The following is a 24,281-nucleotide window of genomic DNA, read 5'->3' as shown; positions in this document are numbered from 1 at the left end:
TATGGCTGAAAACAGTTTACCTGCATCGACCTCCTCGTCCCACAGCGGACGCCCGAACCTTAACCGCGGCAACGGCCCTGCCTCACGCCTGATCTTCGTGCTGTTGCTGATTGCTGGCCTGCTGTATGCCGGCATCAACCTGTTTAATGACGTTGAAGAGACCGGTGCGCCGGTCACCAGCTACACACCGTTCCTGCTGCTCGGCGTGGCGCTGATCATTGCGCTCGGTTTTGAATTTGTGAACGGTTTCCACGATACCGCCAACGCCGTCGCCACGGTGATCTACACCCATTCGCTGTCGCCGGGCGTGGCGGTGATGTGGTCCGGTTTCTGTAACTTTTTGGGCGTGCTGCTCTCCAGCGGCGTGGTGGCGTTCGGCATCATCTCGCTGCTGCCGGTGGAGTTAATTCTGCAAGCGGGCAGCGGCCACGGCTTTGCCATGGTCTATGCGCTGCTGTTCTCGGCGATTATCTGGAACCTCGGCACCTGGTATTTTGGTTTGCCGGCCTCCTCTTCGCATACGCTGATCGGTTCGATTATCGGCGTTGGCGTGGCGAACGCCTTGCTGCATGGCCGCAGCGGCACCAGCGGCGTGGATTGGGATCAGGCAATTAAAGTCGGGTATGCGCTGCTGCTGTCGCCGATTGTCGGCTTCGTCTGCGCCGCACTGCTGCTGCTGGCGATGAAAGCCTTTATCCGCAATCGCCAGCTGTATGAAGCGCCGAAGGGCAACCAGCCGCCGCCGGTGTGGATTCGCGGCTTGCTGATCCTCACCTGCACCGGCGTCTCTTTCGCGCACGGCTCGAATGACGGGCAGAAAGGCATGGGCCTAATCATGCTGATTCTGGTCGGCACCATGCCGATTGCCTACGCGTTGAACCGCTCGCTGCCGCCGGAGCAGATTCCGCGCGTCGCCGCCTTGACTCAGGTGACGGAACAGCAGCTGCTGACGCTGCAACCGGCGCCCGCCGCCATGCCCGCGCCGCGCGAGGTGCTGACCGAATTCGTGCGCACCAGCCAGACTCGTCCACAGGTGTTGCCGGCGCTCGGCATGATGCTGGGCGATATCGGCGACCAGATTCGTCGCTACGGCGCAGTGGAGAATATCCCGGCGCAGGCGGTGACCAACACGCGAAACGACATGTATCTGGCCTCCGAAACCATTAAGCATCTGCAAAGCGCCAAAGTAGCGCTGCCGGAAGAGACCGCGCGCAACCTGGCGGCGGTGAAGAAAGAGCTGGATGCCGCCACGCGCTTTATCCCGATGTGGGTGAAAGTGGTGGTGGCGTTAGCGCTGGGTCTCGGCACCCTGGTTGGCTGGCGTCGCATTGTGGTGACGGTGGGCGAACGCATCGGCAAAACCCATCTGACCTACGCGCAAGGTGCCAGCGCTGAGCTGGTAGCGATGGCGACCATCGGCGCGGCCGACGCGTTTGGCCTGCCGGTTTCTACTACCCATGTGCTCTCTTCCGGCGTCGCCGGTACGATGGCCGCCAACCGTTCAGGTCTGCAACTCGCCACCATCCGCAATCTGGGGATGGCGTGGGTGCTGACGCTGCCGGTGTCCGTGTTACTTTCGGGGTTGCTTTACGCCCTGTTTATCCACTTTTAACTGCGGTAAACAACGGCGGCGCACGGGGGTTTGCCGATGAAGCGTTATTCGCTCAGCGCTTGCGCGGCCGTCTGCCGGCCGTGTTGGTGGTGCAGACGCAGCGTGATAGCAAACGCGCCCAGCACCATCAGCGCCGCCGCCAGATAGACCGATTGCATGCCCCAATGCCCAATCAGCAAGCCCGCCACCGGACCGGTTAATCCCAGTCCTAAATCAAGAAACGCCGAATAGGTGCCGAGTGCCGACCCCTGATCCTGCTGCTGTACGCGCTTCACCGCTTCCACACCTAGCGCGGGGAACACCAGCGAGAAACCGCCGCCGGTGAGGAACGCGCCCAAATCCACCAGCCAGATGCTGTCGGCCTGCCAAATCAGCAGCAGTCCGGCACACTCCAGCACGAACGACACCAGCGACACTTTCAGGCCACCGAAACGCGTGATGTAGCGACCAAAACCGAGGCGCACAATCACAAAACCGAGGCTGAACAGCGTCAGCGCGAACGCCGCACCGCTCCAGTCGCGGCTGGCGAAATAGAGCGTGATAAAGGTGGAAATTACGCCGAAACCAATGGTGCCAAAGCCAAGCGCCAGACCAAACATCCACACGCGGCTGACCACGCGATGAAACGGAATGCGCACGCCAGCGGAGACGCTGACGCCCGCTTTGCGACTCGCCATCCAGAATCCGGCAACGCCCATGATCGCCACTAAACCAGCAAAGCCGCTGATGCCAAACCACTGATTAAGCAGCACGCCGAGCGGTGCACCAATCGCCATGGCGAAATAGGTCGCTACGCCGTTCCACGAGATCACCCGCGCGGTTTGCAGCGGACCGACAATGTTCATGCCCCACAGCGTCGATCCGGTGCTGCTGAAGCTTTCACCTACGCCAAGGAACAAGCGCCCCGCCGCCAGCAGCGCCAGGCTCAGCAGCGGCATGTCGCTGCACAGCGCGGCGATAATCGATAACACGCCGCTCATGCCACAGAACACCAATCCCATCATCACCACGCGCTTCGGACCAAAGCGATCCGCCAGACGACCGGAGTGCGGGCGGCTTAATAGCGTAGCGAAATATTGCAGGCTAATGATTAATCCGGCGATGAACGAGCTGAATCCAAGCTGGTTATGCACAAATCCCGGCAGCACCGCGAGCGGCAAACCCACCGAGAGATAGCAAAAGAAGGTGAAAACAATGACGGAGAGAATACGTTTATTTAACTGAGCGTTACTCAGTACAGCGGCGTCAGACATGGAAAGTGGCGTCGGGAATGGTGATGAAAATGGACACTAACTATAACCTTAGCCTGCTAAGAGATCGCGGGTTTTTTAGTTATAAAGTTTATGCACTTGTTGAGAAGGTCGCCATGAATGGCGACTCTACGAGGATTTGATTATTGCTGCGGCATGGCGCTCGATTGCGGTGGCGATGTCGGCGGAGACTTTGAGGGTGCGAACTTCGCTGAACAAGCCGTCGGCTTGGTGATACGCCTTGCGCAGGTAGCCAAGCCACTGCTTGATGCGCGCCACGTGATACATGCCGGTATCGCCCTGCTTTTCCAGCTGAGTGTACTTCAGCAACAAGGCAACCACGTCGGGCCACGCCATCGGCGCTTCGTTGTACTTCACCACGCGCGCCAGATTCGGCACGTTGAGCGCGCCGCGCCCTATCATCACCGCATCGCAGCCGGTAATGCGCATGCAATCCTGCGCGTCCTGCCAGTTCCAGATCTCACCGTTGGCGATCACCGGAATGCGCAGACGCTGGCGGATTTCGCCAATCGCCTGCCAGTTAATGCTGTCGGCGCGATAACCGTCTTCTTTAGTACGACCGTGCACCACCAGCTCGCTGGCACCAGCTTGCTGCACCGCATCGGCAATCTCAAAACGACGATCGCCAGAATCCCAGCCCAACCGCACTTTCACCGTCACCGGCAGATGATCCGGCACCGCTTCACGCATCGCTTTCGCGCCGCGATAGATCAGTTCGGGATCTTTCAGCAAGGTGGCACCGCCGCCGCTGCCGTTGACCAGCTTTGACGGACAGCCGCAGTTGAGATCAACGCCCCAGGAACCGAGTTCCACCGCGCGCGCGGCGTTCTCGGCCAGCCACTCGGGGTATTGCCCGAGCAGCTGCATGCGAACGCGCGTGCCTGACGGCGTGCGGCTGTGGTTATGCAGCTCAGGACACAAACGATTGAAGGATTTTACCGGCAGCAGCTGATCGACCACGCGCAAAAACTCGGTCACGCACAAGTCATAATCATTCACCCCGGAGAGCAGCTCACGCACCAGCGAATCAAGCACGCCCTCCATCGGCGCCAGCAACACCCTCATGACGTTAGGCGTTCCCGGTTTTCTTTGGTGCCGGACGACGACGACCGCTGTTGGCGGCTGGCGCAGCCTGGCTTGCGCCCTGCGCTGGACGACGCGCGGAACGCGCTTCACCCTGCGGACGTGGCGCATTGCCGCTATGCGGGCGAGAAACGTTGCCGGCCTGGCCGCGACCCTGGCCTTGACCACGTCCGCCTTGACCGCGACCGCCGCCCTGCTGCTGACGACCGTTCTGGATTGGCTCGGCTTTGATGCTGGGATCGACTTCGAAGCCAGGCAGCTCGATGCGCGGGATTTCACGTTTCAGCAGACGCTCAATGTCACGCAGCAGTTTGTGTTCATCAACACACACCAGCGACAGTGCCGCGCCGGTAGCAGCCGCACGGCCGGTACGACCGATACGGTGCACGTAATCTTCCGCCACGTTTGGCAGCTCGTAGTTCACCACGTGTGGCAGCTCTTCGATATCCAGACCACGCGCCGCGATGTCGGTCGCGACCAGCACGCGAATGCCGCCGGATTTGAAGTCAGCCAATGCACGGGTACGCGCGCCCTGGCTCTTGTTGCCGTGGATCGCGGCGGCGGTGATGCCGTCTTTGTTCAGCTGCTCAGCCAGATGATTGGCGCCGTGTTTGGTACGGGTGAACACCAGCACTTGCTGCCAGTTATCACGACCAATCATCAGCGACAGCAGTTCCCGCTTGCGCTTCTTATCCACGAAATGCACTTGCTGTGAAACTTGCTCAGAGGCGGTGTTACGACGCGCAACTTCAACCTGTTCTGGGTTGGTAAGCAGTTTTTCCGCCAGCGTTTTGATCTCGTCAGAGAAGGTGGCAGAGAACAGCAGGTTCTGACGCTTAGCAGGCAGACGCGCCAGCACGCGACGGATGTCGTGGATGAAGCCCATGTCGAGCATACGATCCGCTTCATCCAGCACGAGGATTTCAACCTGTGACAGATCAACCGCGTTCTGGTGCGCCAGATCGAGCAGACGGCCCGGTGTCGCCACCAGCACGTCAACGCCGCCGCGCAGTTTCATCATCTGCGGGTTGATGCTCACGCCGCCGAATACCACCAGCGAACGGATATCGAGATATTGGCTGTACTCACGCACGTTCTCGCCAACCTGAGCCGCCAGTTCGCGGGTCGGGGTCAGGATCAACGCACGCACCGGACGGCGGCCACGCGCCGTGGACGGTTTTGCAGTCAGACGCTGCAGCAACGGCAGCGTAAAGCCGGCGGTTTTACCGGTGCCGGTTTGGGCGCTCGCCAGCAGGTCACGACCAGCCAGCACCACAGGAATGGCCTGACGCTGAATCGGCGTCGGCTCTTGGTAGCCTTGTTCTGCTACCGCACGCAAAATATCGGCACTTAAGCCGAGAGAGTCAAATGACATGCAGGTGTATTACTCCGAACCGTCCTGACCGCCGTAGGCGATGTAGTTTTCAGGAGGGATATGACGCAAGCGCGGGGCTCACGTGTGAAAAGGGCACAAACTACCATGCGTAAGGGCGCGAGTTTAGCAGCTTTCCGCGCAGACAGCATCCATAAAAAAAGGAGCCGCATTGGGCTCCTTTTTGTCAGGTCCGCAGGGTTGCGGTCCCTAATCGATCAACTGCGCTTCTTCTCGATGCGCTGAACCGGCTCTTTCGCCAGCAGTGAAACCAGCGCCGGTCCCACCAACATCACCACGCCGAGGAGACCAATCAGCAGGTTGTTATGGATAAAGCGGGAGATCAGGAACAGCGTTAACATCGCTGCGCCAAAGTAGTAAGTGGTGGTCACCTCTTCGAGGGAATCACCCATTCTACGTAAACGGGCACTACGCTGCATGACCAGCATGGTAATGAATACCACCGCATAAGCTGCCACCAGGGTACTGCTCACTTCAACCAGCGCCCTATGTTTCCAGCCCCAAACCAGTGCGGCAATCACCAGCAGGTGCATTGCAATGTGCAAACAAGTTTGTCCGGTAACAATCTGAACACGATTAGACCATTTCATTCTCTTCTCCTGGCAGACCCAACAGGTCGCCCAAGTGTATCTGGCTGGAGGCCAGACGAACGTCCTCAATGTAAAGCAAATTTCGGATTACGCCCTAATTTTCTGCCCTTAACACCATCCATTTGTGACAAAGACTACACTTTGTGCTGTTGATGATGAAAAGGAGCGCGTCGAAGTATGCCACAAAATACGCAAGGATTTTCATTTAAAGTCCTGACGATCAATACCCACAAGGGTTTCACCAGCTTTAATCGCCGCTTTATCCTGCCGGAATTGCGTGACGCTGTTCGCGCCACGTCGGCGGATATCGTCTTCCTGCAAGAGGTAATGGGTACCCACGCCATCCATTCGCTGCACATTGAAAACTGGCCGGAAACCTCCCATTACGAATTTCTGGCCGATACCATGTGGAACGATTTTGCCTATGGCCGCAACGCGGTTTATCCCGAGGGACATCACGGGAACGCGATATTGTCACGCTTTCCCATCGTTGAATATGAAAACCGCGATATTTCCGTCGCCGGAAGTGAAAAACGCGGCATGTTGCACTGCCAAATCCGCCTGCCGGATCGGGCGGAACCGCTGCATGTGTTCTGCGTACATCTCGGTCTGAAGGAGAAACATCGCCAGGCGCAGATGAAGATGATGTGCGACTTTATCGATACGCTTCCGCCCGATGCGCCTTTGGTGGTGGCCGGTGATTTCAATGACTGGCAGGTCAGCGCCAATCGCTTTCTCAAACGCGCGGTGGGCTTAGAGGAAGTGTTCAGCATCAAAACCGGCCGCCCTGCCCGCACCTTCCCGGCGCGTTTTCCGCTGTTACGGCTAGATCGTATCTACATCCGCAACGCTACGGTGAGTAAGCCGTGGGCGCTGCCGGTTAAACCCTGGTCTCACCTGTCCGATCATGCGCCGTTAGCGGTGGAGATTTTCCTATGAGTTTCAATTGGCGCGACGGTAATCAGCTCCGTCTGTTAGAAAATGGTGACCAGTTTTTCCCGCGCGTATCAGGCGCGATCCAACGCGCCGAGCGCACGCTGCTGCTGGAAACCTTCATCCTGTTTGAGGACGAAGTCGGCAACGATCTGCACGAACAGTTGCTCAAGGCGGCGCGGCGCGGGGTCAAAGTCGAGGTGATGGTCGATGGCTACGGCTCGCCAGATCTCTCCGACCGATTTGTGGATAGCCTGACGGCCGCGGGCGTGCGCTTTATCTATTACGATCCGCGTCCGCTGGTGCTCGGCATGCGCACCAATGTGTTTCGTCGCCTGCACCGCAAGATTGTGGTGATCGATGAACAGATCGCCTTTGTAGGCGGCATCAACTTCTCCGCTGAACATAACATCGATTTCGGTGCAGAGGCCAAACAGGATTATGCCGTGGAGGTGAAAGGCCCGGTGGTGCTGGATATTGCCCAATACGTGCAGCAACAAATGGGCAGCGAACAGCACACGCGGCGCTGGTGGGGTGCGCGTTCCCATCGCCCGGCGGTCAACGCCATGCCCGGTGAAGCGCAGGTGTTGTTTGTCTACCGCGATAACGACGAACACCGCGACGACATCGAACAGCACTATCTCGCCATGCTGCGCAAGGCACAGAAGGATGTGATTATTGCCAACGCCTACTTCTTCCCCGGCTATCGTCTGCTGCGCGAAATGCGCAGCGCGGCACAGCGCGGCGTGCGCGTCAGGCTGATTGTGCAGGGCGAGCCCGATATGCCGATCGTCAAAGTCGGTGCCGAGTTGCTGTACAACTATCTGGTCGATGGCGGTGTGGAAGTGTATGAATATTGCCGCCGCCCGCTGCACGGCAAAATTGCGGTGCAGGATCAGCAGTGGTCCACCGTCGGCTCCAGCAACCTCGATCCACTGAGTTTATCTCTCAATTTGGAAGCTAATTTGATGGTGCACGATCGCGCTTTCAACCAGACGCTGCGCGACAATCTGGAACTGCTGATTCAGCAGGACTGCGTGCGCGTGGAGGATGACAAGCTGCCGCCGCGCAACTGGTGGCAGCTCACCAAGGGCGTAATTGTGTTCCACTTTTTACGTCACTTCCCGGCTATTGCCGGATGGTTGCCTGCGCACACGCCACACTTGTCGCAAGTTGCTCCCCCCGTACAACCCGAAATGGAAACTCAGGATCGGGTTGAAGCCGATAATTCAGGAGCAAAATCCTAATGTCGAAAAAGAATCCGCGCTGGCAACTGGCGAAGAAAATCCTCACCTGGCTGTTTTTTATTGCGGTGATTGTGCTGCTGGTGGTGTATGCGCGCAAGGTGAACTGGGAAGACGTCTATACGGTGATCGTCGGCTATAACCGCTATGTGGTGCTAAGCGCTGCTGCACTGGTGGTGGTGAGTTATCTGACCTATGGCTTGTACGACCTGATTGGACGAGCCTACTGCGGCCATAAGCTGGCGAAGCGCCAGGTGATGCTGGTGTCGTTTATCTGTTATGCCTTCAACCTGACGCTCAGCACCTGGGTTGGCGGCGTGGCGATGCGCTATCGGCTCTACTCAAGACTCGGTTTGCCGGGCAATACCATTACGCGCATTTTCTCGCTGAGCATCGCCACCAACTGGCTAGGCTATATTCTGCTGGCCGGCGTGGTGTTTGCGGCGGGCATGGTGCCGATTCCCTCCGGTTGGTTCATTGGTGAAACCACGCTGCGCATCATTGGCGCGGTGCTGCTGGTGATGGTGGCGGTCTATTTGTGGGCTTGCGCCTTCGCGAAGAAGCGCCGCTGGACGGTTAAAGGCCAGCATCTGCAGCTGCCTTCGCTGCGCATGGCGCTGTTCCAGTTTGCGGTCTCCTGCGCCAACTGGATGGTGATGGGCATGATTATCTGGCTACTGCTGGCGCGTCAGGTGGATTATCCGATTGTGTTAGGCGTGTTGCTGATCAGCAGTATCGCCGGTGTGATCATTCACATCCCGGCCGGGATTGGCGTGCTGGAAGCGGTATTTTTGGCGCTGCTCAGTGGGCAACACGCCTCGCACGGCACCATTATTGCAGCGCTGCTGGCTTACCGCGTGCTCTATTTTATTCTGCCGCTGTTGGTGGCGCTGGTGCTCTATTTGTGGCTGGAGAGCCGCGCGAAGCATTTACGGCAGAAGAATGAGCAGAAGATGGAGAAATCGGTATCGCGGTGAGTTTGTGCGGAGTTCCCCTCTCCCGCAGGCGGGAAAGGGGACAGTCTGGTGCGGGATTTAGCGGCGGTTGCCGAAGATGCGCAGCAGCATCAGGAACAGGTTGATGAAGTCGAGATACAGCGTTAACGCACCCATGATTGAGGCGCGACGCAGGTTCTCTTTGTCATTGACGTTGATATTCTCGCCAATCGCCTTCAGCCTCTGCGTGTCATAGGCGGTTAAGCCAACAAACACCACCACGCCGATATAGGTAATCGCCCACATCAGCGCCGGACTTTTCAGCCAGAAGTTCACCAGTGACGCCAGCAAAATACCGATCAGCGCCATAAACAGCAGGCTGCCAAAACGGCTCAGGTCGCGCTTAGTGGTGTAACCGTAGAAGCTCATGGCACCGAACATCCCGGCCGTCACGAAGAAGGTGCTGGCGATGGATGAGTAGGTATAAACGAGGAAAATACTCGCCATGGTTAATCCGGTTAGCGCCGAATAGAGCATAAACAGTGCGGTGGCGACCGCGCCGCTCAGGCGATGCACCATGCCAGACAACACAAACACCAGCGCTAACTGCGCGATGATCAAACCGAAGAAAGTGATGCGGTTAGCAAACACCAGTTCCATTACTACAGGTGTGCGGGCAGCAAACCACGAAACAAACGCGGTCAGCAGCAAGCCGCAGGTCATCCAACCATATACCTGCGCCATGTAGGTCTGCAGCGAGGTGGATGCCTGCTGCACGATTGAATCATTACGTGGATATCGATCCATGAAGCGCCTCATTAGCGGTTACGTTAATAAACTCTGTAAGTGTGGAGTGTACACCCGTTTGCGTCAACGGCGCGTCAAGCACTGTTGATAGCGGCCATTTACGCGCTGAGCAAACCACGCGGTGGTGAGATTGCGGGTGATTTTCGGGCTCTCCAGCTTGATGCCCGGCAGCATTTCGCGCGGCAGACGTTTTCCGGCCATCTTATCGGCGAGGATAAAGGTCTGCTTCCACAGCGTGCTTTTGGCAAAATCTTCAGTGTCGCCCTTCTCCAGATCGCGGCGGATTTCACGATTGCTCATATCCAGCTGCTTGCTCAGGCTGCGCACCGCCAGTTCGGTGGAACCGGCCTGATCGCTGCCATAGACGATGAGGTCGCCGTCCAGTGCCAGCTTGATGCCGCTGGCGCGCGCGATGGCCGCCTGAAATGCGGCGTTGCGGCTGGCGTACCAACCGGCGTTGAAGTCGGCAAAGCGATACAGCGGCTGGCTGTAATCGGCCGGGTAGCCAAGCAGATGCAGCGTGCCGAAGTAGATACCACCGCGACGGGTGAAGACTTCACGACGAATCGAGCCGTCAACCGCATACGGATAGCCTTTGGCGTGCGCTTCCGCAAACGCAATGCTGACCTGCATCGGCCCGCCGGTATGAATTGGGTTGAGGTTGCCAAACAGCTTCTGCCCCATCGGCACCATATCGATGAAATCATCAAAAATGGCGCTCAGCTCTTTCTCGCTGCGCACCTTATCCAGACGCGCGGCATAGCTTTCGCCATTCGGTGATTTGATCAGCAGTGCGGTGCGCACCAGAAATGCCGGCACATGCACTTTGGCGGCGCGGCGATCAATCTCGCCCCAGGCGATTTTCGGTAAGCCCGGCACCACCGCATCGGCGCTGAAGTTAGACTCCTGATCGGTAACGGCAATCACCGCGCAGAGGTTGCTGACGCTGGCATCAATTTGCTGCACGCGGAACGCGGTATAGATGTCGTCGGCCCAGGCGGATTTCTGCTTCACGTCGCTGGGCAACAACTGCTGGATTTGGCTTTTCACATCAGCGGGCTGACGCGCGGGCGCCTGCGGCTCTTTTTTCGTGCTACAACCGGCCAGCACCAGCGCAGCCAGCAAAGCTGCGCCTTTCATCATCTTGCTCGTGTTCATCCTGCTCCCTGACGCCAACAAAAACCGTACCTTAACGTTTTCAGTGGCCTGCCGCTATCGGAGCCGGAGGATTTTGCGCGCTAGCTCCAGCGTTCAGCGGCCTGATGATCGCTATCTCGGGCATCAACCCAGCGATCGCCTGCGGCGGTGGCTTCACGCTTCCAGAACGGCGCGCGGGTTTTCAGGTAATCCATGATGAATTCGGTGGCGGCGAATGCGCTGCCGCGATGCGCGCTGCTGACGCCAACAAACACGATCTCATCGCCAGGAAACAGTTCGCCAACGCGATGGATCACCGTAACCTGCTGCAGCGCCCAGCGCTGACGCGCGTCTTCTACGATCTCCCCCAGCGCTTTTTCCGTCATGCCGGGATAGTGCTCCAGCGTCAAGGCCGCCACGCTGGCACCGAGATTGTGATTGCGCACTTTGCCGGTGAAGGTGACGACCGCACCATCGCTGTCATGGGCGGCGAGTTTTTCGTACTCTTCGCCGACGTTGAACGGCTCTGAACCCACACGAATCCGCGTTTCCATCATCAGCCTCCCGTGACCGGCGGGAAAAAGGCCACTTCATCACCCGCACGCAGCGGATGACTCATCGGCACCAGCGTTTGGTTTACCGCCGCCAGCAGCTTGCCGGATTGCAGCGCCAGCGCCCAGCGATCGCCCTTCTCTGCTAACGCCGCGCGCAGCGTGGCGACATCGGCGTAGTCAGGCTGCAAATCCAGTGAAGCGGTGCCGGTTAATTCCCGCACCTGAGCAAAAAACAGCACCTTAATCATGGCTCACCGCCTTGAAGTCGCCGGATTTGCCGCCGCTTTTGGTCAGCAAACGCAGCTGGTCGATGACAATGTCTTTTTGCACCGCTTTGCACATGTCATAGATGGTCAGCGCTGCAACGGACGCCGCCGTCAGCGCTTCCATCTCAACGCCGGTTTTGCCGGTGAGACGACAGAGTGAGGTGACGCGCACGCGATTATGCTGCGGTTCCGCCAGCAAGGTAACCTCCACTTTGCTCAGCATCAGCGGATGACAGAGCGGAATCAGTTCCCAGGTGCGTTTCGCCGCCTGAATACCGGCGATGCGTGCGGTGGCGAACACGTCGCCTTTATGATGGCTGCCGTCAATAATCATCTGCAGCGTTTCGGCGCTCATCAGCACCAGTGCTTCGGCCTGCGCTTCGCGCACCGTTTCGGTTTTGCCAGAGACATCCACCATGTGGGCTTCGCCAGCGGCATTGATATGAGTTAACGATGACATGCTTACAACTTCTTCAAATGTGAGACGAAATTACACGGACGCGTACGCGCATCCAGCTGATCTTCGATAATGCGCTCCCAGGCGCTGCGGCAGGCGTTGGTCGATCCCGGCACGGCAAAAATCAGCGTCTGATTGGCTAATCCAGCCACCGCGCGCGACTGCAGCGTCGAGCTGCCGATCTCTTCATAGGAGATCATGCGGAACAGCTCGCCAAAGCCTTCGATTTCGCGGTCCAGTAGCGGCAGCAACGCTTCTGGCGTGCTGTTTTTGCTATTGAAACCGGTGCCGCCGTTAACGATCACCACTTGCACATCGTCGCTGGCAATCCAGCGCGATACCGTGGCGCGAATGCGATAGCGGTTATCTGGCACAATCGCGCGATCAACCACCTGATGCCCGGCTTCCGCCAGCGCTTCACGCAGATAATCGCCCGATGTGTCATTGCTGGCATCGCGGCTATCCGAGACGGTCATCACCGCCACATTTAAGGCGACAAATTCGCCGGAAGGTTTACCCATGGCCGTAACTCCTGTGTTTAGCCACCAATAAAGGAGAGATTTTGCGTGATGCCGGTGTTGCCCTGATGCAGGAAATGCGTCTGCTTTTTCTGTCCAAGGCTGTGCGCAATGCGCGCCTGCAACTCATCTTGCTGATCGTCAGAGGCCAGCAGATCGCGCAGCGACACGCCGCCGTCACCAAACAGGCACAGATGCAGATTGCCCAGCGCCGAGACGCGCAGGCGATTGCAGCTGGCACAGAAATCTTTCTCGTACGGCATGATCAGGCCGACTTCGCCCTGATAATCGGGATGACGGAACACCTGCGCCGGACCGTCGCTGCGGCCGCGCGGCTGGCGTTGCCAGCCTTGCATGATCAGCTGATCGCGGATCACTTCACCAGAGATGTGATGACGGCGGAACAGATCGCTGCCTTCGCCGGTTTCCATCAGTTCGATAAAGCGGAGTTGAATCGGTCGCAGGCGCAGCCACTCAAGGAAGGTGCTGAGGCTGTGGCTGTTCACATCGCGCATCAGCACGCTGTTGACTTTCACTTTCTCGAAACCGGCATCAAAGGCGGCGTCGATTCCCGCCATCACCTCGGCAAATTTGTCCTGGCCGGTAATGGCGTGAAACTGGCGTGCGTCGAGGCTATCGACGCTGACGTTGATATGGGTGAGACCGGCAGCGCGCCAGGCATGTACGTCACGCGCCATGCGATAACCGTTGGTGGTCATCGCGATCTGGCGAATGGCGGCGTTTTCACGCACTGCAGCGATGATGTCGGTGAAATCACGCCGCATGGAGGGTTCGCCGCCCGTCAGGCGCACTTTTTCCGTGCCCGCCGCCGCAAAGGCACGCGTCACGCGACGAATCTCATCCAGCGAGAGAAAACTTTTATTGTGCGTACCGTTCGGCTTATAGCCGTTCGGCAAACAGTAGGTACAACGGAAGTTACACACATCCGTGACCGACAGGCGCAGATAGTAAAAGCTGCGCGCATAGGCATCTGTAAATTGTGGCACCTGAACACCTTTCCAAAGTCGGGAGATGCAGTCATTTCTTTCTGCACCCTGGCAGCTCAAGGCTGCGGCCTGGCTTCCATATCGATAACGACTTAGGAAACCAGGCTTGGGAGTTTGTTGTCATTATGGACAACACGGTTAAAACGAATGGTAGCGCGATTAACGGTTAGCATCCATGAGTGATTTTCGCTATATATCTTGATGCATAACGTTTTTTCACCGCATTTTCGCGACAGGATACGGTAAAATGCACCACAGATATTGATGCACATCAGTTCAACTACGCCTCAACGCGAGGACGTCAGTGACAAAGGAGAAACATGAATCGAACCCTGGCAGATTTGGATCGCGTAGTGGCATTAGGTGGCGGACACGGTTTGGGCCGCGTGATGTCGGCGCTGGCACCGTTAGGTTCGCGCCTGACCGGCATCGTCACCACCACCGATAACGGCGGATCCACCGGCCGCATTCGCCGCTCGGAAGGCGGCATTGCGTGGGGCGATATGCGTAACTGCATCAATCAGTTGATCACCGAACCGAGCGTCGCCACCGCGATGTTTGAGTATCGCTTCACCGGCAATGGCGAGCTGGCCGGGCATAATCTGGGCAACCTGATGCTGAAGGCGCTTGATCATCTCAGCGTGCGCCCGCTGGAAGCCATCAACATCATCCGCAATCTGCTCAAGGTCGATGCGTTTCTGATCCCGATGTCGGAACAGCCGGTCGATCTGGTGGCGCAGGATGGCGAAGGCAATATGGTGTACGGCGAAACGGCAATTGATGAGATGAAGCAGCCGCCCCAAGAGTTGATGTTACATCCGAATGTATTGCCAACCCGTGAAGCCATCGAGGCAATTGGTGAAGCGGATTTGATTCTGATTGGCCCCGGCAGCTTCTACACCAGCCTGATGCCGATTCTGCTGATGGAAGAGATGGCGCGCGCGCTGCGCCGTACGCCTGCCACCATGGTGTTTATCGGCAATCTGGGCCGCGAACTGAGCCCAGCGGCGGCTAGCCTGAATGTGGCCGATAAGTTGGCGATCATGGAGAAAGCGATTGGCAAGCGGGTGATTGATGCGGTGGTGGTGAGTCCAGCCGCCGATATTCGCGGCGTGGAAGAGCGTTTAATCATTCGCGAGCCGCTGGAGGCCGCCGACATCAAATATCGCCATGACCGCCAGCTGCTGCGCATCGCGCTGGAACATGCGATTCAGGCCGTTTAATTTCCAGGTGCGCATGAATGCGCACCCTACGAAAACCGCGCTGAATTCCTGTAGGGTCGTCATTCATGGCGACCTGGATACCACGATCACGAAGCCGCAATAAACAGCTCGCGCAATTGATGCAACTGATCGCGCACGCTGGCAGCCTCTTCAAACTCCAGATTCTGCGCGTGCTGCTGCATCTGCCCTTCCAGCTCGTGAATCTTCTTCTGCATCGCCTGCGGCGTAAGCGCCATATAGTTGGCTTCCGCTTCTGCTGCGGTACGTGAGGCGGCTTTGCCTTTACCGCGTGTTTTCACTACGTTTTTGCCGAGCTCAAGAATATCGGTGATCTTCTTGTTGAGCCCTTGCGGCGTAATGCCATTCTCTTCGTTGTATTTCTGCTGCTTCTCACGACGACGCTCGGTTTCGCCCATCGCGCGCTCCATCGACGGCGTGATTTTATCGGCGTAGAGAATCGCCCGGCCATTGATGTTACGCGCGGCGCGACCAATGGTCTGTATCAGCGAACGCTCCGAACGCAGGAAGCCCTCTTTATCAGCATCGAGAATCGCCACCAGCGACACTTCCGGCATATCCAGACCTTCTCGCAGCAAGTTGATGCCAACCAGCACATCAAATTCGCCAAGACGTAAATCGCGGATGATCTCCATACGTTCCACAGTATCGATATCCGAGTGCAGATAGCGCACCTTCTCGCCGTGCTCCACCAGGTATTCGGTAAGATCTTCCGCCATACGCTTGGTCAGCACAGTCACCAGTACGCGCTCGTTAATCTCAACACGCTTGCGGATTTCCGACAGCAAATCGTCGACCTGCGTCGCCACCGGCCGTACTTCCAGAATCGGATCCAGCAGGCCTGTTGGACGCACCAGCTGATCGATCACTTCGCCACCCGATTTTTCCAGCTCGTAATTGCCCGGCGTGGCCGACACGTAAATGGTTTGCGGAGCGGCTGCTTCAAACTCTTCAAACTTCATCGGACGGTTATCCAGCGCCGACGGCAGGCGGAAACCGTACTCCACCAGCGTCTCTTTACGCGCGCGGTCACCACGATACATGCCGCCAATCTGCGGAATGGTGACATGCGATTCGTCAACCACCAGCAAGCCATCCGCCGGTAAATAGTCGAACAAGGTCGGCGGCGGCTCGCCCGGTCCGCGCCCGGAGAGATAGCGCGAGTAGTTTTCGATGCCGGAGCAGTAACCCAACTCGTTCATCATCTCGAGATCGAACTGCGTACGCTGGGAAATACGCTGCTCTTCCAGCAGCTTATTGTTCTCCAGCAGCACTTTGCGGCGCACCACCAGCTCATCTTTGATCTCTTCCATCGCCTTAAGAATGCGCTCACGCGGCGTCACATAGTGCGTTTTCGGATAGACGGTAAAGCGCGGGATCACCGAATCAATCTGCCCGGTGAGCGGATCAAATAGCGACAGCCGCTCAACTTCTTCATCAAAAAGCTCAATACGCAGCGCAATGTCGTCCGATTCCGCCGGGAATACGTCGATCACTTCGCCGCGTACGCGGAAGGTGCCGCGCTGGAAGGCCTGATCGTTGCGAGTGTATTGCAGCTCCGCCAGACGACGCAGAATGCTGCGCTGATCAATAATCATGCCGCGCGTCAGATGCAGCATCATTTTCAGGTAGAGATCGGGATCGCCCAAACCGTAGATCGCCGAAACCGAGGCCACGACGATGACATCACGGCGCTCCAGCAGCGCTTTGGTCGCCGACAGACGCATCTGCTCAATGTGCTCATTCACCGAGGCATCTTTTTCGATAAAGGTGTCAGAACTCGGCACATAGGCTTCAGGCTGATAGTAATCGTAATATGAGACGAAAAACTCCACCGCGTTATCCGGGAAGAACTCCTTCATCTCCCCGTAGAGCTGCGCCGCCAGGGTTTTATTTGGCGCCAGCACCATCGTCGGGCGGTTGAGGTCGGCAATCACATTCGCCACGGTAAAGGTTTTACCTGAGCCGGTCACGCCCAACAGCGTTTGATGCGCGAGTCCATCTTCCAGTCCCTCTTCGAGACGGCGAATCGCCTCAGGTTGATCCCCTGAAGGCTTGAAAGCGGAGTTGAGTTTGAAGACTTTGCTCATGTTTTAGCGGTTCCAGCAGATGAAGTCGGCGGGCAGGCTGCTAATTCTACTCTGCTATGGCGAATTTGCCAGAAAAAAATACTGGACATAATCACAGTAACCTTGCACGATAATGGCACCTGACGGCGATTCTCTTCAGTGCAATTTAAGCGGCAGGCGGCAAGTTGTTGTTGCGCAATGTTATCCCCAGGCGGAGGATGCTTTTAACATTTGTCAATAGAGTGTCATTAAATTGCAGTCCGATGACAAGGCAGATAATTCGCATGCTTGATTTTAACTAACCTGCTGTTTTAATTCACTTTGACTCAAAAGCCCAGTTTCTCATCATAATGTAGGAAGTCCGCGAATTTACTCGCTTCCACACGGTTTTCAGTCGCTAATGCACAAGGTTATCCACAGTAATGGTGGATAAGTGAATCCAGCCCCGAGCCCATCGGCTGTGTATAATTTTCTCCCGCCCATTCTTAAGCGTGAAAAAAAATTTTTTCGCATTTATTTTTCCCGCCGTGCGTGTCGCATTCCCCCCCTTTTTCCGGCTTTACCTTCCCGTGCCCGGCGAAAAGTCAGGCGTTAAGGCCATTTATTTCTCCGGTTATTGCCTTACGAACGATCAAATGCACCAGAAACGTTAAGCAGTCAGCACCGTCAAAGTGCAGTCGGTTTATCACCGCTGGCAATTGTTAAGCGTTTCTCAACTTTTAGCCGCTGATTTGTCAGGTTTCCGCCGTAGATGCGCCTGAATTCCTAACCTGGCCTGGGAATTGCAATGTTAGCTCTATGGAGTGACGAGTCCATATCGGCGCTTGCCGACGACAGCGGTGTCCATCAATCGTGCACGACTGTATGCCAGACGACACAGAGCGGGAGCATTCAGGCTAATAATCTGGAAGGAGTATGTCAGATGCTGAGTTTACGTTCGGTGAATCAGTTTTACGGTCAAAATCACATTCTGTGGGATGTCGATCTCGATCTGCCGCCGGGCACCTGTACCGGCGTGCTGGGCAGTCCCGGCATGGGCAAAACCACGTTGGTGAACTGCATTATGGGCCGCCTGCCAATTAACAGTGGCTCGATGACCTGGCAGGAGGATGGCGCGCCGCCGGAAGATTTACTGTTGCAACCGGCCGAACTGCGCGCGCGCACCGGCATTGGTTATGTGCCGCAAGGACGGCATATTTTCTCGCAAATGAGCGTGGAGGATAACCTGCTGATCGCCCTGATGGCGGCACAGGACGATCGTAGCCGTGCCATTCCGGAAATGGTGTTCGACCTGTTCCCGGCACTCTATTCATTGCGCCATCAGCGCAGCGGCGAGTTGCCAATGGAACAGCAGCAACATTTGGCCCTGGCGCGTGCGCTTGTGCTGCAACCCAAGCTGGTGATTCTGGATGAGCCGACAGAAGGGATGTCGCCGTGGCTGGAAGAGGAGATGGGCAATCTGATTCGTCGGTTAAACCGTGAGTATGGTTTAACCATTCTGCTGCTTGAACAGCACGTTTCATTTGTCCGCCGCGTCGCCGATTATTTCCTGCTGCTGCATCGCGGACGCAATGTGGCGCACGGCAAAGTGGCGCAGCTGGATGATTTGACGGTGAATAAGTGGCTGACCGCAAGGTGAAGATGTAGCCAGGTCGCCGTGAATGGCGACCTGGGTTATTTATTGCGGCAACGTCAAATAACGCCCGCACTCGGCCTGCTGCGCCTGGTCGCGTAGGTGCGGAATCTCACCGAGGAACGGCGCATCAATGCGCTGACGCAGCGTATCCATATACTCCTGATGACGTTTGCCGGGCGGCTGAATATCATTGGCAATCCAGCCCGCAAGGCGTAATCCGCGCGCTTTAATCGCTTCGGCGGTGAGCATGGCATGATTGATGCAGCCTAACTTCACACCCACCACCAGAATCACCGGCAGCTGCTCGGCTTCCACCCAATCGGCGTAAGTTTTCGTCTCCGACAGCGGCGTAAACCACCCGCCTGCGCCTTCGACTAACACCCATTCTGCCTGCTGCTCCAGCGCGCGCAAGCCCGCTGACAGCGTGGCAAAGCTAATCGGCCTGCCCTCTTCCGCGCTGATGATATGCGGTGAGGTCGGCTCGACAAACGCCAGCGGGTTCACCTGCTCGTAGCTTAACGACAAGGTGCTGTAGCGCTGCAACGCCAGCGCGTCGCTGTTGCGAATGCCTTGCGGCGTGATTTCGCAGCCGGATGCCACCGGCTTATAGCCTGCGGTGCGTAAACCGGCGGCGCTTGCCGCCTGCAGCAGCGCGCCGCTGGCCACGGTTTTGCCCACTTCGGTATCGGTTCCGGTAATAAACCAGCGTGTCATTTGCTTAAAACTCCATACATCAGGTGATAACTCAGACGATAACCGGACTCGTCCTGCGGCCAGCGCTGCTCAAGCTGTGCCAGTTGGGAACGCGTTAGCACGCTGGCGCCGCGTCCATCGTGCAGGTGCGTGGCCCCAATGCCTTTCAGCGAGCGCATAGCGCTGAGCGCGCTGGGAAAATGCAGCGTGATAACCTGCTGCTGCACGGCGATTGGCAGCGTCGCGGTGGCCGCATGAAACTGGGCAGCGCTGAGGAAACGGTTGGCGTGCCGGCGACCATCCAGCTGCGCCCACGCGTGATGCACTTCGTGCAGCGAACCGTCGAGCAGCGTGGAAAACAGCACCGTGCCGCCCGGCCGCGTGACGCGCAAAAACTGCTGCAGCGCAGTATGCAAGTCGCTGCTCCACTGCACCGCCAGATTGCTCCACACGCCGTCAACGCTGGCGTCCGGCAGCGGCACCGCATCGATATCGCCCAACAGATAGTGCTGCGCCGATTGCTGATCGCGCGCGGTTTGTAGCATGTTGGGCGACAGATCGAGCGCCGTCAGCGTGCGCCCGCGATCGCGCCAGTAGCGGCTATACCAGCCGGTACCGCACCCGGCATCCAGCAGGTGCGGACCAAAACCAGCGGGCGCCAGCGCCAGCAGCGCATCGCCGCTCAGCCGCTGTAACTGCGCGTGCTGCTCGTAATGGGCAGCCGCACGACCAAATGCCTGCGCCACGGCCTGTTTGTTAACCTGCAGCGTCATACAGCGCCTCCAGCAGACGATCAATGTCATCGGTGTGATGTGCAGCGGTAAGCGTGATGCGTAGCCGAGCGGTGCCCGGCGGCACGGTTGGTGGCCGAATCGCACTGACCCAACAGCCGGCCTGCGCCAGCCGCTGCGACAACGCCATTGCCGCGCTGTTTTCGCCAACGATCAGCGGCTGGATGGCGCTCGCAGAATCGACCAGCTGCCACGGCAAATCCGCCGCAGCGGCGCGGAAACGCGCAATGTGGCTGTGCAGTTTTTCGCGCAGCGCATCACCTTGCTGAATCTGCCGCAACGCCGCCAGCAGCGCATAGCACTGCGCCGGTGGCATCGCGGTGGAGTAGATCAGATGGCGGGAAAACTGCTCGACATAATCAGCGGTGGCGTCATCGCACAGCAGCGCCGCGCCGCTGACGCCAAACCCTTTGCCGAAGGTGACGATCAGCAGTTCCGGTTTGACCTGCTGCTGCCAGCAGCTGCCGCGCCCTTGCGCGCCGGTCACGCCGATACCGTGCGCATCATCCACCAGCAGCCAGCCGTTGCCGCGCCGCGTCTCTGCGGCGATCTGTGTTAGCGGAGCGCTGTCGCCGTCCATGCTGAATACGCCTTCGGTCACCACCAGCGTGCCGCCTTCCGACGGCGTTGCCAGCAGCTTCGCCAGGCTTGCCGGCTGATTGTGGGCAAAACGGCGCAGGCTCGCCGGGCTGTGGCTGGCGGCATCCAGCAGTGAAGCGTGCGCCAGCTTATCGGCAAAGATGCGATCCTGCTTTTCCGCCAGCAGATGGATCACCGCCTGATTGGCGGCAAACCCGGAAATGAACAGCAGCGCGCGCGAATAGCCCAGCCAGTCAGCCAGCTCCGCTTCGAGCTGCGCATGGTGGCGGCTGTAGCCGGTCACATGCCCGGATGCGCCCGCGCCAGCACTCGCCTCGGCCGCGCCCTGCTGCCACGCGGCAATCACCGCCGGATGCTGGCTCAAACCAAGATAGTCGTTGCTGGAGAAGTGACGGTAACGCTGCCCTTCGAGCGTAATTTCCCGCACGCTGTTGTGCTCAACGGGACGCCGTAAACGCCAGCCATCAGCGGCACGCCGCGCCGTCAGCGCCTCGTCGATACGTTGTGACCAGCCCATTTACACAGCCGCGTTGTAGAACTGCTCGGTATCCGCGTGCAGCAGCTGCTCGCTGAGCTGATGCTGCTGCTCATTGTCACCCGCCGTTGTCGCGGTGTGCTCCGGATTCAGGCCTAATTTGCGGAACAGAATCAGATCCTTGTCCTCTTCCGGATTTGGCGTGGTAAGCAGTTTGCAGCCGTAGAAGATCGAGTTAGCGCCGGCCATAAAGCACATCGCCTGCGTTTGCTCGCTCATCTGCTCGCGTCCGGCAGAAAGACGCACGTGCGACGAGGGCATCATGATGCGCGCCACCGCGATGGTGCGGATGAAGTCGAAGGGTTCAACATCGTCGTTATCGGCCAGCGGCGTGCCTTTGACCTTCACCAGCATGTTGATCGGTACGCTTTCGGGCGGCGTCGGCAGATTCGCCAGCTGCACCAGCAAGCCCGCACGATCTTTCACCGTTTCACCCAGACCCACAATGCCGCCGGAACACACCTTGATGCCCGCGCCGCGCACTTTATCCAGCGTATCCAGACGTTCCTGATAGCTGCGCGTGGTGATGATGTTGCCGTAAAACTCTGGCGAGGTGTCGAGGTTGTGGTTGTAGAAATCCAGTCCCACTTCGGCGAGGCGCTGCGCCTGGTCGCCATCCAGCGTGCCAAGCGTCATGCAGGTTTCCATGCCCATCGCTTTCACGCCTTGCACCATCTGCTGAAGGTAAGGCATGTCGCGCTCGTGCGGGTTTTTCCACGCGGCGCCCATACAGAAACGGCTCGATCCCGCCGCTTTGGCTTTGCGCGCCGACTCCAGCACCGCGTCCACTTCCATCAGACGTTCCGATTCCAGCCCGGTTTTGTAGCGCGCGCTCTGCGGACAGTATTTACAGTCTTCCGGACAGGCGCCGGTTTTGATTGATAGCAGCGTGCTGACCTGCACCTGGCGTGGATCGAAATGTTGACGATGCACTTGCTGCGCTTCAAACATCAACTCAAGGAAAGGTTTATCGAAAAGTGCCTGAGCTTGTGTCAGTGTCCAGCGGTTTGCCATTGCTTACTCCAGAAAAAGGGGGTTCATCCCGACGATTAACGTGGTTATACTTGTAAACTAAATCTTTTTAAAATGGTTTACAACTCACATGTTCACTCAGGATGACCTCAACTTTGACCGTCAGCATATCTGGCATCCCTACACGTCGATGCGCGATCCCCTGCCCTGTTATCCGGTTGTGGCGGCGCACGGCTGCCAGCTGCAGTTGGCCGATGGACGTGAACTGGTGGACGGCATGTCGTCGTGGTGGGCGGCGATACACGGCTACAACCATCCGCGTCTCAATCAGGCGCTGCAGCAGCAAATAACGCAGATGTCGCATGTGATGTTTGGCGGCATCACCCATCCGGCGGCGGTGGAACTGAGCCGCCAGCTGGTTGCCATGACGCCTGATGCGCTGGAGTGCGTGTTCCTCGCCGATTCGGGTTCGATCGCCGTCGAAGTGTCGATGAAAATGGCGCTGCAATACTGGCTGGGACGCAACCAAACGCGACAGAAATTCCTCACCCTGAAGCGCGGCTATCACGGTGATACCTTTGCCGCGATGTCGGTGTGCGATCCGGAAAATTCGATGCACAGCCTGTGGCGCGGCTATCTGCCGGAACATCTGTTCGCCAACGCGCCGCAGTGCGCTTTCGATGACGCGTGGAACGAGGCCAATTTCGCCGATTTTGCGCAGCTGGTGGAAATCCACCATCGGGAGATTGCGGCGGTGATTCTGGAGCCGATTGTGCAAGGCGCTGGCGGGATGCGTTTCTACCATCCGCGCTATCTGCAGCAGGTGCGCGAGCTGTGCGATCGCTACGGTTTGCTGCTGATTGCCGATGAGATCGCCACCGGATTTGGCCGCAGCGGCAAGCTGTTTGCCTGCGACCATGCGGGCATCACGCCGGACATTCTCTGCCTGGGCAAAGCGCTGACCGGCGGCACCATGACGCTCTCCGCCACGCTGACCACGCGTGAAGTCGCCGACACCATCAGCCGCAGCGCAGCGGGCTGCTTTATGCACGGCCCTACTTTTATGGGCAATCCGCTGGCCTGCGCGGTGGCGGTGGAAAGTCTGAAGATGATCAGTGAAGGCGGCTGGATAACGCAGGTGGCGCACATCGAACAGCAGCTGCGCACCGAGCTGCTGCCGCTGCGCCGTCATCACGCGGTGGCCGATGCGCGCGTGCTGGGTGCGATTGGCGTGATCGAAACCCATCAGGCCGTGAACATGGCGGCGCTGCAGCACTTCTTCGTTGAACGCGGCGTGTGGATTCGTCCATTTGGGCGCTTGCTCTACCTGATGCCACCTTATCTGATTTCTGCCGCCGAACTGACGAAACTGACGCAAGCGGTCGGTGCGGCACTGGATGTTGCGGCGCATTTCCACCATGATTGAGGGTTCTGCACAACCATAAAAGGAGCGATCATGCGCGTAGTTAGCCAGGATTTTAACGACGGCGATAAGATGCCAGAGCGACACGTTTTCAATGGCATGGGTTACCAGGGCGACAATCTGTCACCGCATCTGGCGTGGGATGATGTACCGGCAGGCACCAAAAGCTTTGTTGTCACCTGCTACGATCCTGACGCGCCTACCGGTTCCGGCTGGTGGCATTGGGTGGTAGCGAACATTCCGGCTGACGTTACCGTGTTGCCGCAGGGTGCCGGTTCCGGCGTGGCGGACTTGCCGGAGAGCGCCATTCAGACGCGTACCGATTTTGGCCAAACCGGCTACGGCGGCGCAGCGCCACCGCAGGGCGAATCCCATCGCTACATCTTTACGGTGCATGCGCTGGATACGGATAAAATTGACGTGGATGAAGGCGCGAGCGGCGCGATGGTTGGCTTTAATGTGCATTTCCATGCGCTGGCCAGTGCGTCGATTACGGTGAAGTACGCGTAACAGC

General features: G+C 58.0%; 24 protein-coding genes and 1 riboswitch. Of the genes, 8 read left to right on the top strand and 16 right to left on the bottom strand.

The window, feature by feature from the left end:
• Window position 1 precedes the first annotated feature (1 nt).
• Window positions 2-1,612: an inorganic phosphate transporter gene (locus tag ACFQW4_RS05545; RefSeq protein ID WP_377724274.1), complete on the top strand. Its 1,611-nt coding sequence runs from the start codon at window positions 2-4 to the stop codon at window positions 1,610-1,612.
• 44 nt (window positions 1,613-1,656) lie between these two features.
• Here the strand turns inward: ACFQW4_RS05545 and ACFQW4_RS05540 are convergent, their stop codons facing one another.
• The 4 genes from ACFQW4_RS05540 to ACFQW4_RS05525 all read right to left on the bottom strand — a co-directional run bounded on the left by ACFQW4_RS05540 (window position 1,657) and on the right by ACFQW4_RS05525 (window position 5,949).
• Window positions 1,657-2,865: an MFS transporter gene (locus tag ACFQW4_RS05540; protein ID WP_377724272.1), complete on the bottom strand. Its 1,209-nt coding sequence runs from the start codon at window positions 2,863-2,865 to the stop codon at window positions 1,657-1,659.
• Window positions 2,866-2,991: 126 nt separating this feature from the next.
• Complete coding sequence (dusC, locus tag ACFQW4_RS05535) at window positions 2,992-3,948, bottom strand: tRNA dihydrouridine(16) synthase DusC (protein WP_350261703.1); 957 nt, start codon at window positions 3,946-3,948, stop codon at window positions 2,992-2,994.
• Window positions 3,949-3,952: 4 nt separating this feature from the next.
• Window positions 3,953-5,341, bottom strand: a complete 1,389-nt coding sequence (gene rhlE, locus ACFQW4_RS05530) for an ATP-dependent RNA helicase RhlE (RefSeq protein WP_192236598.1) — start codon at window positions 5,339-5,341, stop codon at window positions 3,953-3,955.
• Window positions 5,342-5,556: 215 nt separating this feature from the next.
• Entirely contained in the window at window positions 5,557-5,949 is a 393-nt protein-coding gene (locus tag ACFQW4_RS05525; protein WP_101763168.1) for a YbhQ family protein, read from the bottom strand.
• 177 nt (window positions 5,950-6,126) lie between these two features.
• On the opposite strand from ACFQW4_RS05525, the gene ACFQW4_RS05520 reads away from it, so the two are divergent.
• The 3 genes from ACFQW4_RS05520 to ACFQW4_RS05510 are packed head-to-tail and all read left to right on the top strand — an operon-like array spanning window position 6,127 to window position 9,103.
• Window positions 6,127-6,888 (top strand): endonuclease/exonuclease/phosphatase family protein, encoded by a 762-nt coding sequence (locus ACFQW4_RS05520; RefSeq protein WP_101763169.1) that lies wholly within the window; start codon window positions 6,127-6,129, stop codon window positions 6,886-6,888.
• Window positions 6,885-8,129 (top strand): cardiolipin synthase ClsB, encoded by a 1,245-nt coding sequence (gene clsB / locus ACFQW4_RS05515; RefSeq protein ID WP_101763170.1) that lies wholly within the window; start codon window positions 6,885-6,887, stop codon window positions 8,127-8,129. The genes ACFQW4_RS05520 and clsB overlap by 4 nt, the downstream gene beginning before the upstream one ends.
• The gene (locus ACFQW4_RS05510; RefSeq protein ID WP_101763171.1) at window positions 8,129-9,103 is read left to right on the top strand and encodes a lysylphosphatidylglycerol synthase domain-containing protein; all 975 of its coding nucleotides are present in this window, start codon (window positions 8,129-8,131) and stop codon (window positions 9,101-9,103) included. Before clsB ends, ACFQW4_RS05510 begins: the two co-directional genes overlap by 1 nt.
• 57 nt (window positions 9,104-9,160) lie before the next feature.
• Here ACFQW4_RS05510 and ACFQW4_RS05505 read toward each other — a convergent pair whose 3' ends face one another.
• The 7 genes from ACFQW4_RS05505 to moaA all read right to left on the bottom strand — a co-directional run bounded on the left by ACFQW4_RS05505 (window position 9,161) and on the right by moaA (window position 13,807).
• Window positions 9,161-9,868 (bottom strand): Bax inhibitor-1 family protein, encoded by a 708-nt coding sequence (locus ACFQW4_RS05505; RefSeq protein ID WP_377724266.1) that lies wholly within the window; start codon window positions 9,866-9,868, stop codon window positions 9,161-9,163.
• A gap of 63 nt (window positions 9,869-9,931) precedes the next feature.
• Window positions 9,932-11,026: a DUF1615 domain-containing protein gene (locus ACFQW4_RS05500; RefSeq protein ID WP_222210714.1), complete on the bottom strand. Its 1,095-nt coding sequence runs from the start codon at window positions 11,024-11,026 to the stop codon at window positions 9,932-9,934.
• Window positions 11,027-11,106: 80 nt separating this feature from the next.
• The gene (gene moaE, locus ACFQW4_RS05495; protein WP_280172881.1) at window positions 11,107-11,559 is read right to left on the bottom strand and encodes a molybdopterin synthase catalytic subunit MoaE; all 453 of its coding nucleotides are present in this window, start codon (window positions 11,557-11,559) and stop codon (window positions 11,107-11,109) included.
• 2 nt (window positions 11,560-11,561) lie between these two features.
• Window positions 11,562-11,807: a molybdopterin synthase sulfur carrier subunit gene (moaD, locus tag ACFQW4_RS05490; protein ID WP_377724264.1), complete on the bottom strand. Its 246-nt coding sequence runs from the start codon at window positions 11,805-11,807 to the stop codon at window positions 11,562-11,564.
• Window positions 11,800-12,285 (bottom strand): cyclic pyranopterin monophosphate synthase MoaC, encoded by a 486-nt coding sequence (gene moaC / locus ACFQW4_RS05485; RefSeq protein WP_110865768.1) that lies wholly within the window; start codon window positions 12,283-12,285, stop codon window positions 11,800-11,802. The genes moaD and moaC overlap by 8 nt, the downstream gene beginning before the upstream one ends.
• Before the next feature lie 2 nt (window positions 12,286-12,287).
• Window positions 12,288-12,803 carry a molybdenum cofactor biosynthesis protein B gene (gene moaB / locus ACFQW4_RS05480; RefSeq protein WP_101763177.1) on the bottom strand — a complete coding sequence of 172 codons (516 nt, stop codon included), beginning with the start codon at window positions 12,801-12,803 and terminating at the stop codon, window positions 12,288-12,290.
• A 17-nt stretch (window positions 12,804-12,820) separates the two neighbouring features.
• Entirely contained in the window at window positions 12,821-13,807 is a 987-nt protein-coding gene (gene moaA, locus ACFQW4_RS05475) for a GTP 3',8-cyclase MoaA (protein ID WP_377724261.1), read from the bottom strand.
• Window positions 13,797-13,932: riboswitch (molybdenum cofactor riboswitch) on the bottom strand. Its footprint overlaps the gene before it by 11 nt.
• Before the next feature lie 195 nt (window positions 13,933-14,127).
• Between moaA and yvcK the strand changes: the two genes are divergently transcribed.
• Window positions 14,128-15,030: a uridine diphosphate-N-acetylglucosamine-binding protein YvcK gene (gene yvcK / locus ACFQW4_RS05470; RefSeq protein ID WP_110865766.1), complete on the top strand. Its 903-nt coding sequence runs from the start codon at window positions 14,128-14,130 to the stop codon at window positions 15,028-15,030.
• An 86-nt stretch (window positions 15,031-15,116) separates the two neighbouring features.
• Here the strand turns inward: yvcK and uvrB are convergent, their stop codons facing one another.
• Window positions 15,117-17,138, bottom strand: coding sequence for an excinuclease ABC subunit UvrB (gene uvrB, locus ACFQW4_RS05465; RefSeq protein WP_377724259.1), 2,022 nt, complete (start codon window positions 17,136-17,138; stop codon window positions 15,117-15,119).
• 901 nt (window positions 17,139-18,039) lie between these two features.
• Between uvrB and ACFQW4_RS05460 the strand changes: the two genes are divergently transcribed.
• Entirely contained in the window at window positions 18,040-18,756 is a 717-nt protein-coding gene (locus ACFQW4_RS05460; protein WP_110865765.1) for an ABC transporter ATP-binding protein, read from the top strand.
• Between the two features lie 39 nt (window positions 18,757-18,795).
• Here the strand turns inward: ACFQW4_RS05460 and bioD are convergent, their stop codons facing one another.
• The 4 genes from bioD to bioB are packed head-to-tail and all read right to left on the bottom strand — an operon-like array spanning window position 18,796 to window position 22,386.
• Window positions 18,796-19,467, bottom strand: a complete 672-nt coding sequence (bioD, locus tag ACFQW4_RS05455; protein ID WP_354465819.1) for a dethiobiotin synthase — start codon at window positions 19,465-19,467, stop codon at window positions 18,796-18,798.
• On the bottom strand, window positions 19,464-20,219 hold the full coding sequence (gene bioC / locus ACFQW4_RS05450; RefSeq protein ID WP_377724256.1) for a malonyl-ACP O-methyltransferase BioC: 756 nt from the start codon (window positions 20,217-20,219) through the stop codon (window positions 19,464-19,466). The genes bioD and bioC overlap by 4 nt, the downstream gene beginning before the upstream one ends.
• Entirely contained in the window at window positions 20,203-21,354 is a 1,152-nt protein-coding gene (gene bioF, locus ACFQW4_RS05445; protein ID WP_377724254.1) for an 8-amino-7-oxononanoate synthase, read from the bottom strand. Before bioF ends, bioC begins: the two co-directional genes overlap by 17 nt.
• Entirely contained in the window at window positions 21,355-22,386 is a 1,032-nt protein-coding gene (gene bioB, locus ACFQW4_RS05440; protein WP_377724252.1) for a biotin synthase BioB, read from the bottom strand.
• Window positions 22,387-22,474: 88 nt separating this feature from the next.
• Here bioB and bioA point away from each other — a divergent pair, with 88 nt between their 5' ends.
• Together bioA and ACFQW4_RS05430 are read left to right on the top strand one after the other, a co-directional pair.
• Window positions 22,475-23,770, top strand: a complete 1,296-nt coding sequence (bioA, locus tag ACFQW4_RS05435; protein WP_377724249.1) for an adenosylmethionine--8-amino-7-oxononanoate transaminase — start codon at window positions 22,475-22,477, stop codon at window positions 23,768-23,770.
• Between the two features lie 30 nt (window positions 23,771-23,800).
• Window positions 23,801-24,277 carry a kinase inhibitor gene (locus ACFQW4_RS05430; RefSeq protein WP_101763187.1) on the top strand — a complete coding sequence of 159 codons (477 nt, stop codon included), beginning with the start codon at window positions 23,801-23,803 and terminating at the stop codon, window positions 24,275-24,277.
• Window positions 24,278-24,281 lie beyond the last annotated feature (4 nt).

This window comes from Pantoea sp. GCM10028869, from assembly GCF_042666835.1.
GTDB classification, from domain to species: domain Bacteria; phylum Pseudomonadota; class Gammaproteobacteria; order Enterobacterales; family Enterobacteriaceae; genus Pantoea; species Pantoea leporis.
Note: the sequence above shows the minus strand (reverse complement) of the source record. Positions and strands in the feature narration are given on the sequence as shown.

Coding starts and splice junctions, on each gene's coding strand:
- ACFQW4_RS05545 (WP_377724274.1), top strand. CDS start 2: ATGGCTGAAAACAGTTTACCTGCATCGACCTCCTCGTCCCACAGCGGA.
- ACFQW4_RS05540 (WP_377724272.1), bottom strand. CDS start 2,865: ATGTCTGACGCCGCTGTACTGAGTAACGCTCAGTTAAATAAACGTATT.
- dusC (WP_350261703.1), bottom strand. CDS start 3,948: ATGAGGGTGTTGCTGGCGCCGATGGAGGGCGTGCTTGATTCGCTGGTG.
- rhlE (WP_192236598.1), bottom strand. CDS start 5,341: ATGTCATTTGACTCTCTCGGCTTAAGTGCCGATATTTTGCGTGCGGTA.
- ACFQW4_RS05525 (WP_101763168.1), bottom strand. CDS start 5,949: ATGAAATGGTCTAATCGTGTTCAGATTGTTACCGGACAAACTTGTTTG.
- ACFQW4_RS05520 (WP_101763169.1), top strand. CDS start 6,127: ATGCCACAAAATACGCAAGGATTTTCATTTAAAGTCCTGACGATCAAT.
- clsB (WP_101763170.1), top strand. CDS start 6,885: ATGAGTTTCAATTGGCGCGACGGTAATCAGCTCCGTCTGTTAGAAAAT.
- ACFQW4_RS05510 (WP_101763171.1), top strand. CDS start 8,129: ATGTCGAAAAAGAATCCGCGCTGGCAACTGGCGAAGAAAATCCTCACC.
- ACFQW4_RS05505 (WP_377724266.1), bottom strand. CDS start 9,868: ATGGATCGATATCCACGTAATGATTCAATCGTGCAGCAGGCATCCACC.
- ACFQW4_RS05500 (WP_222210714.1), bottom strand. CDS start 11,026: ATGAACACGAGCAAGATGATGAAAGGCGCAGCTTTGCTGGCTGCGCTG.
- moaE (WP_280172881.1), bottom strand. CDS start 11,559: ATGGAAACGCGGATTCGTGTGGGTTCAGAGCCGTTCAACGTCGGCGAA.
- moaD (WP_377724264.1), bottom strand. CDS start 11,807: ATGATTAAGGTGCTGTTTTTTGCTCAGGTGCGGGAATTAACCGGCACC.
- moaC (WP_110865768.1), bottom strand. CDS start 12,285: ATGTCATCGTTAACTCATATCAATGCCGCTGGCGAAGCCCACATGGTG.
- moaB (WP_101763177.1), bottom strand. CDS start 12,803: ATGGGTAAACCTTCCGGCGAATTTGTCGCCTTAAATGTGGCGGTGATG.
- yvcK (WP_110865766.1), top strand. CDS start 14,128: ATGAATCGAACCCTGGCAGATTTGGATCGCGTAGTGGCATTAGGTGGC.
- uvrB (WP_377724259.1), bottom strand. CDS start 17,138: ATGAGCAAAGTCTTCAAACTCAACTCCGCTTTCAAGCCTTCAGGGGAT.
- ACFQW4_RS05460 (WP_110865765.1), top strand. CDS start 18,040: ATGCTGAGTTTACGTTCGGTGAATCAGTTTTACGGTCAAAATCACATT.
- bioD (WP_354465819.1), bottom strand. CDS start 19,467: ATGACACGCTGGTTTATTACCGGAACCGATACCGAAGTGGGCAAAACC.
- bioC (WP_377724256.1), bottom strand. CDS start 20,219: ATGACGCTGCAGGTTAACAAACAGGCCGTGGCGCAGGCATTTGGTCGT.
- bioF (WP_377724254.1), bottom strand. CDS start 21,354: ATGGGCTGGTCACAACGTATCGACGAGGCGCTGACGGCGCGGCGTGCC.
- bioB (WP_377724252.1), bottom strand. CDS start 22,386: ATGGCAAACCGCTGGACACTGACACAAGCTCAGGCACTTTTCGATAAA.
- bioA (WP_377724249.1), top strand. CDS start 22,475: ATGTTCACTCAGGATGACCTCAACTTTGACCGTCAGCATATCTGGCAT.
- ACFQW4_RS05430 (WP_101763187.1), top strand. CDS start 23,801: ATGCGCGTAGTTAGCCAGGATTTTAACGACGGCGATAAGATGCCAGAG.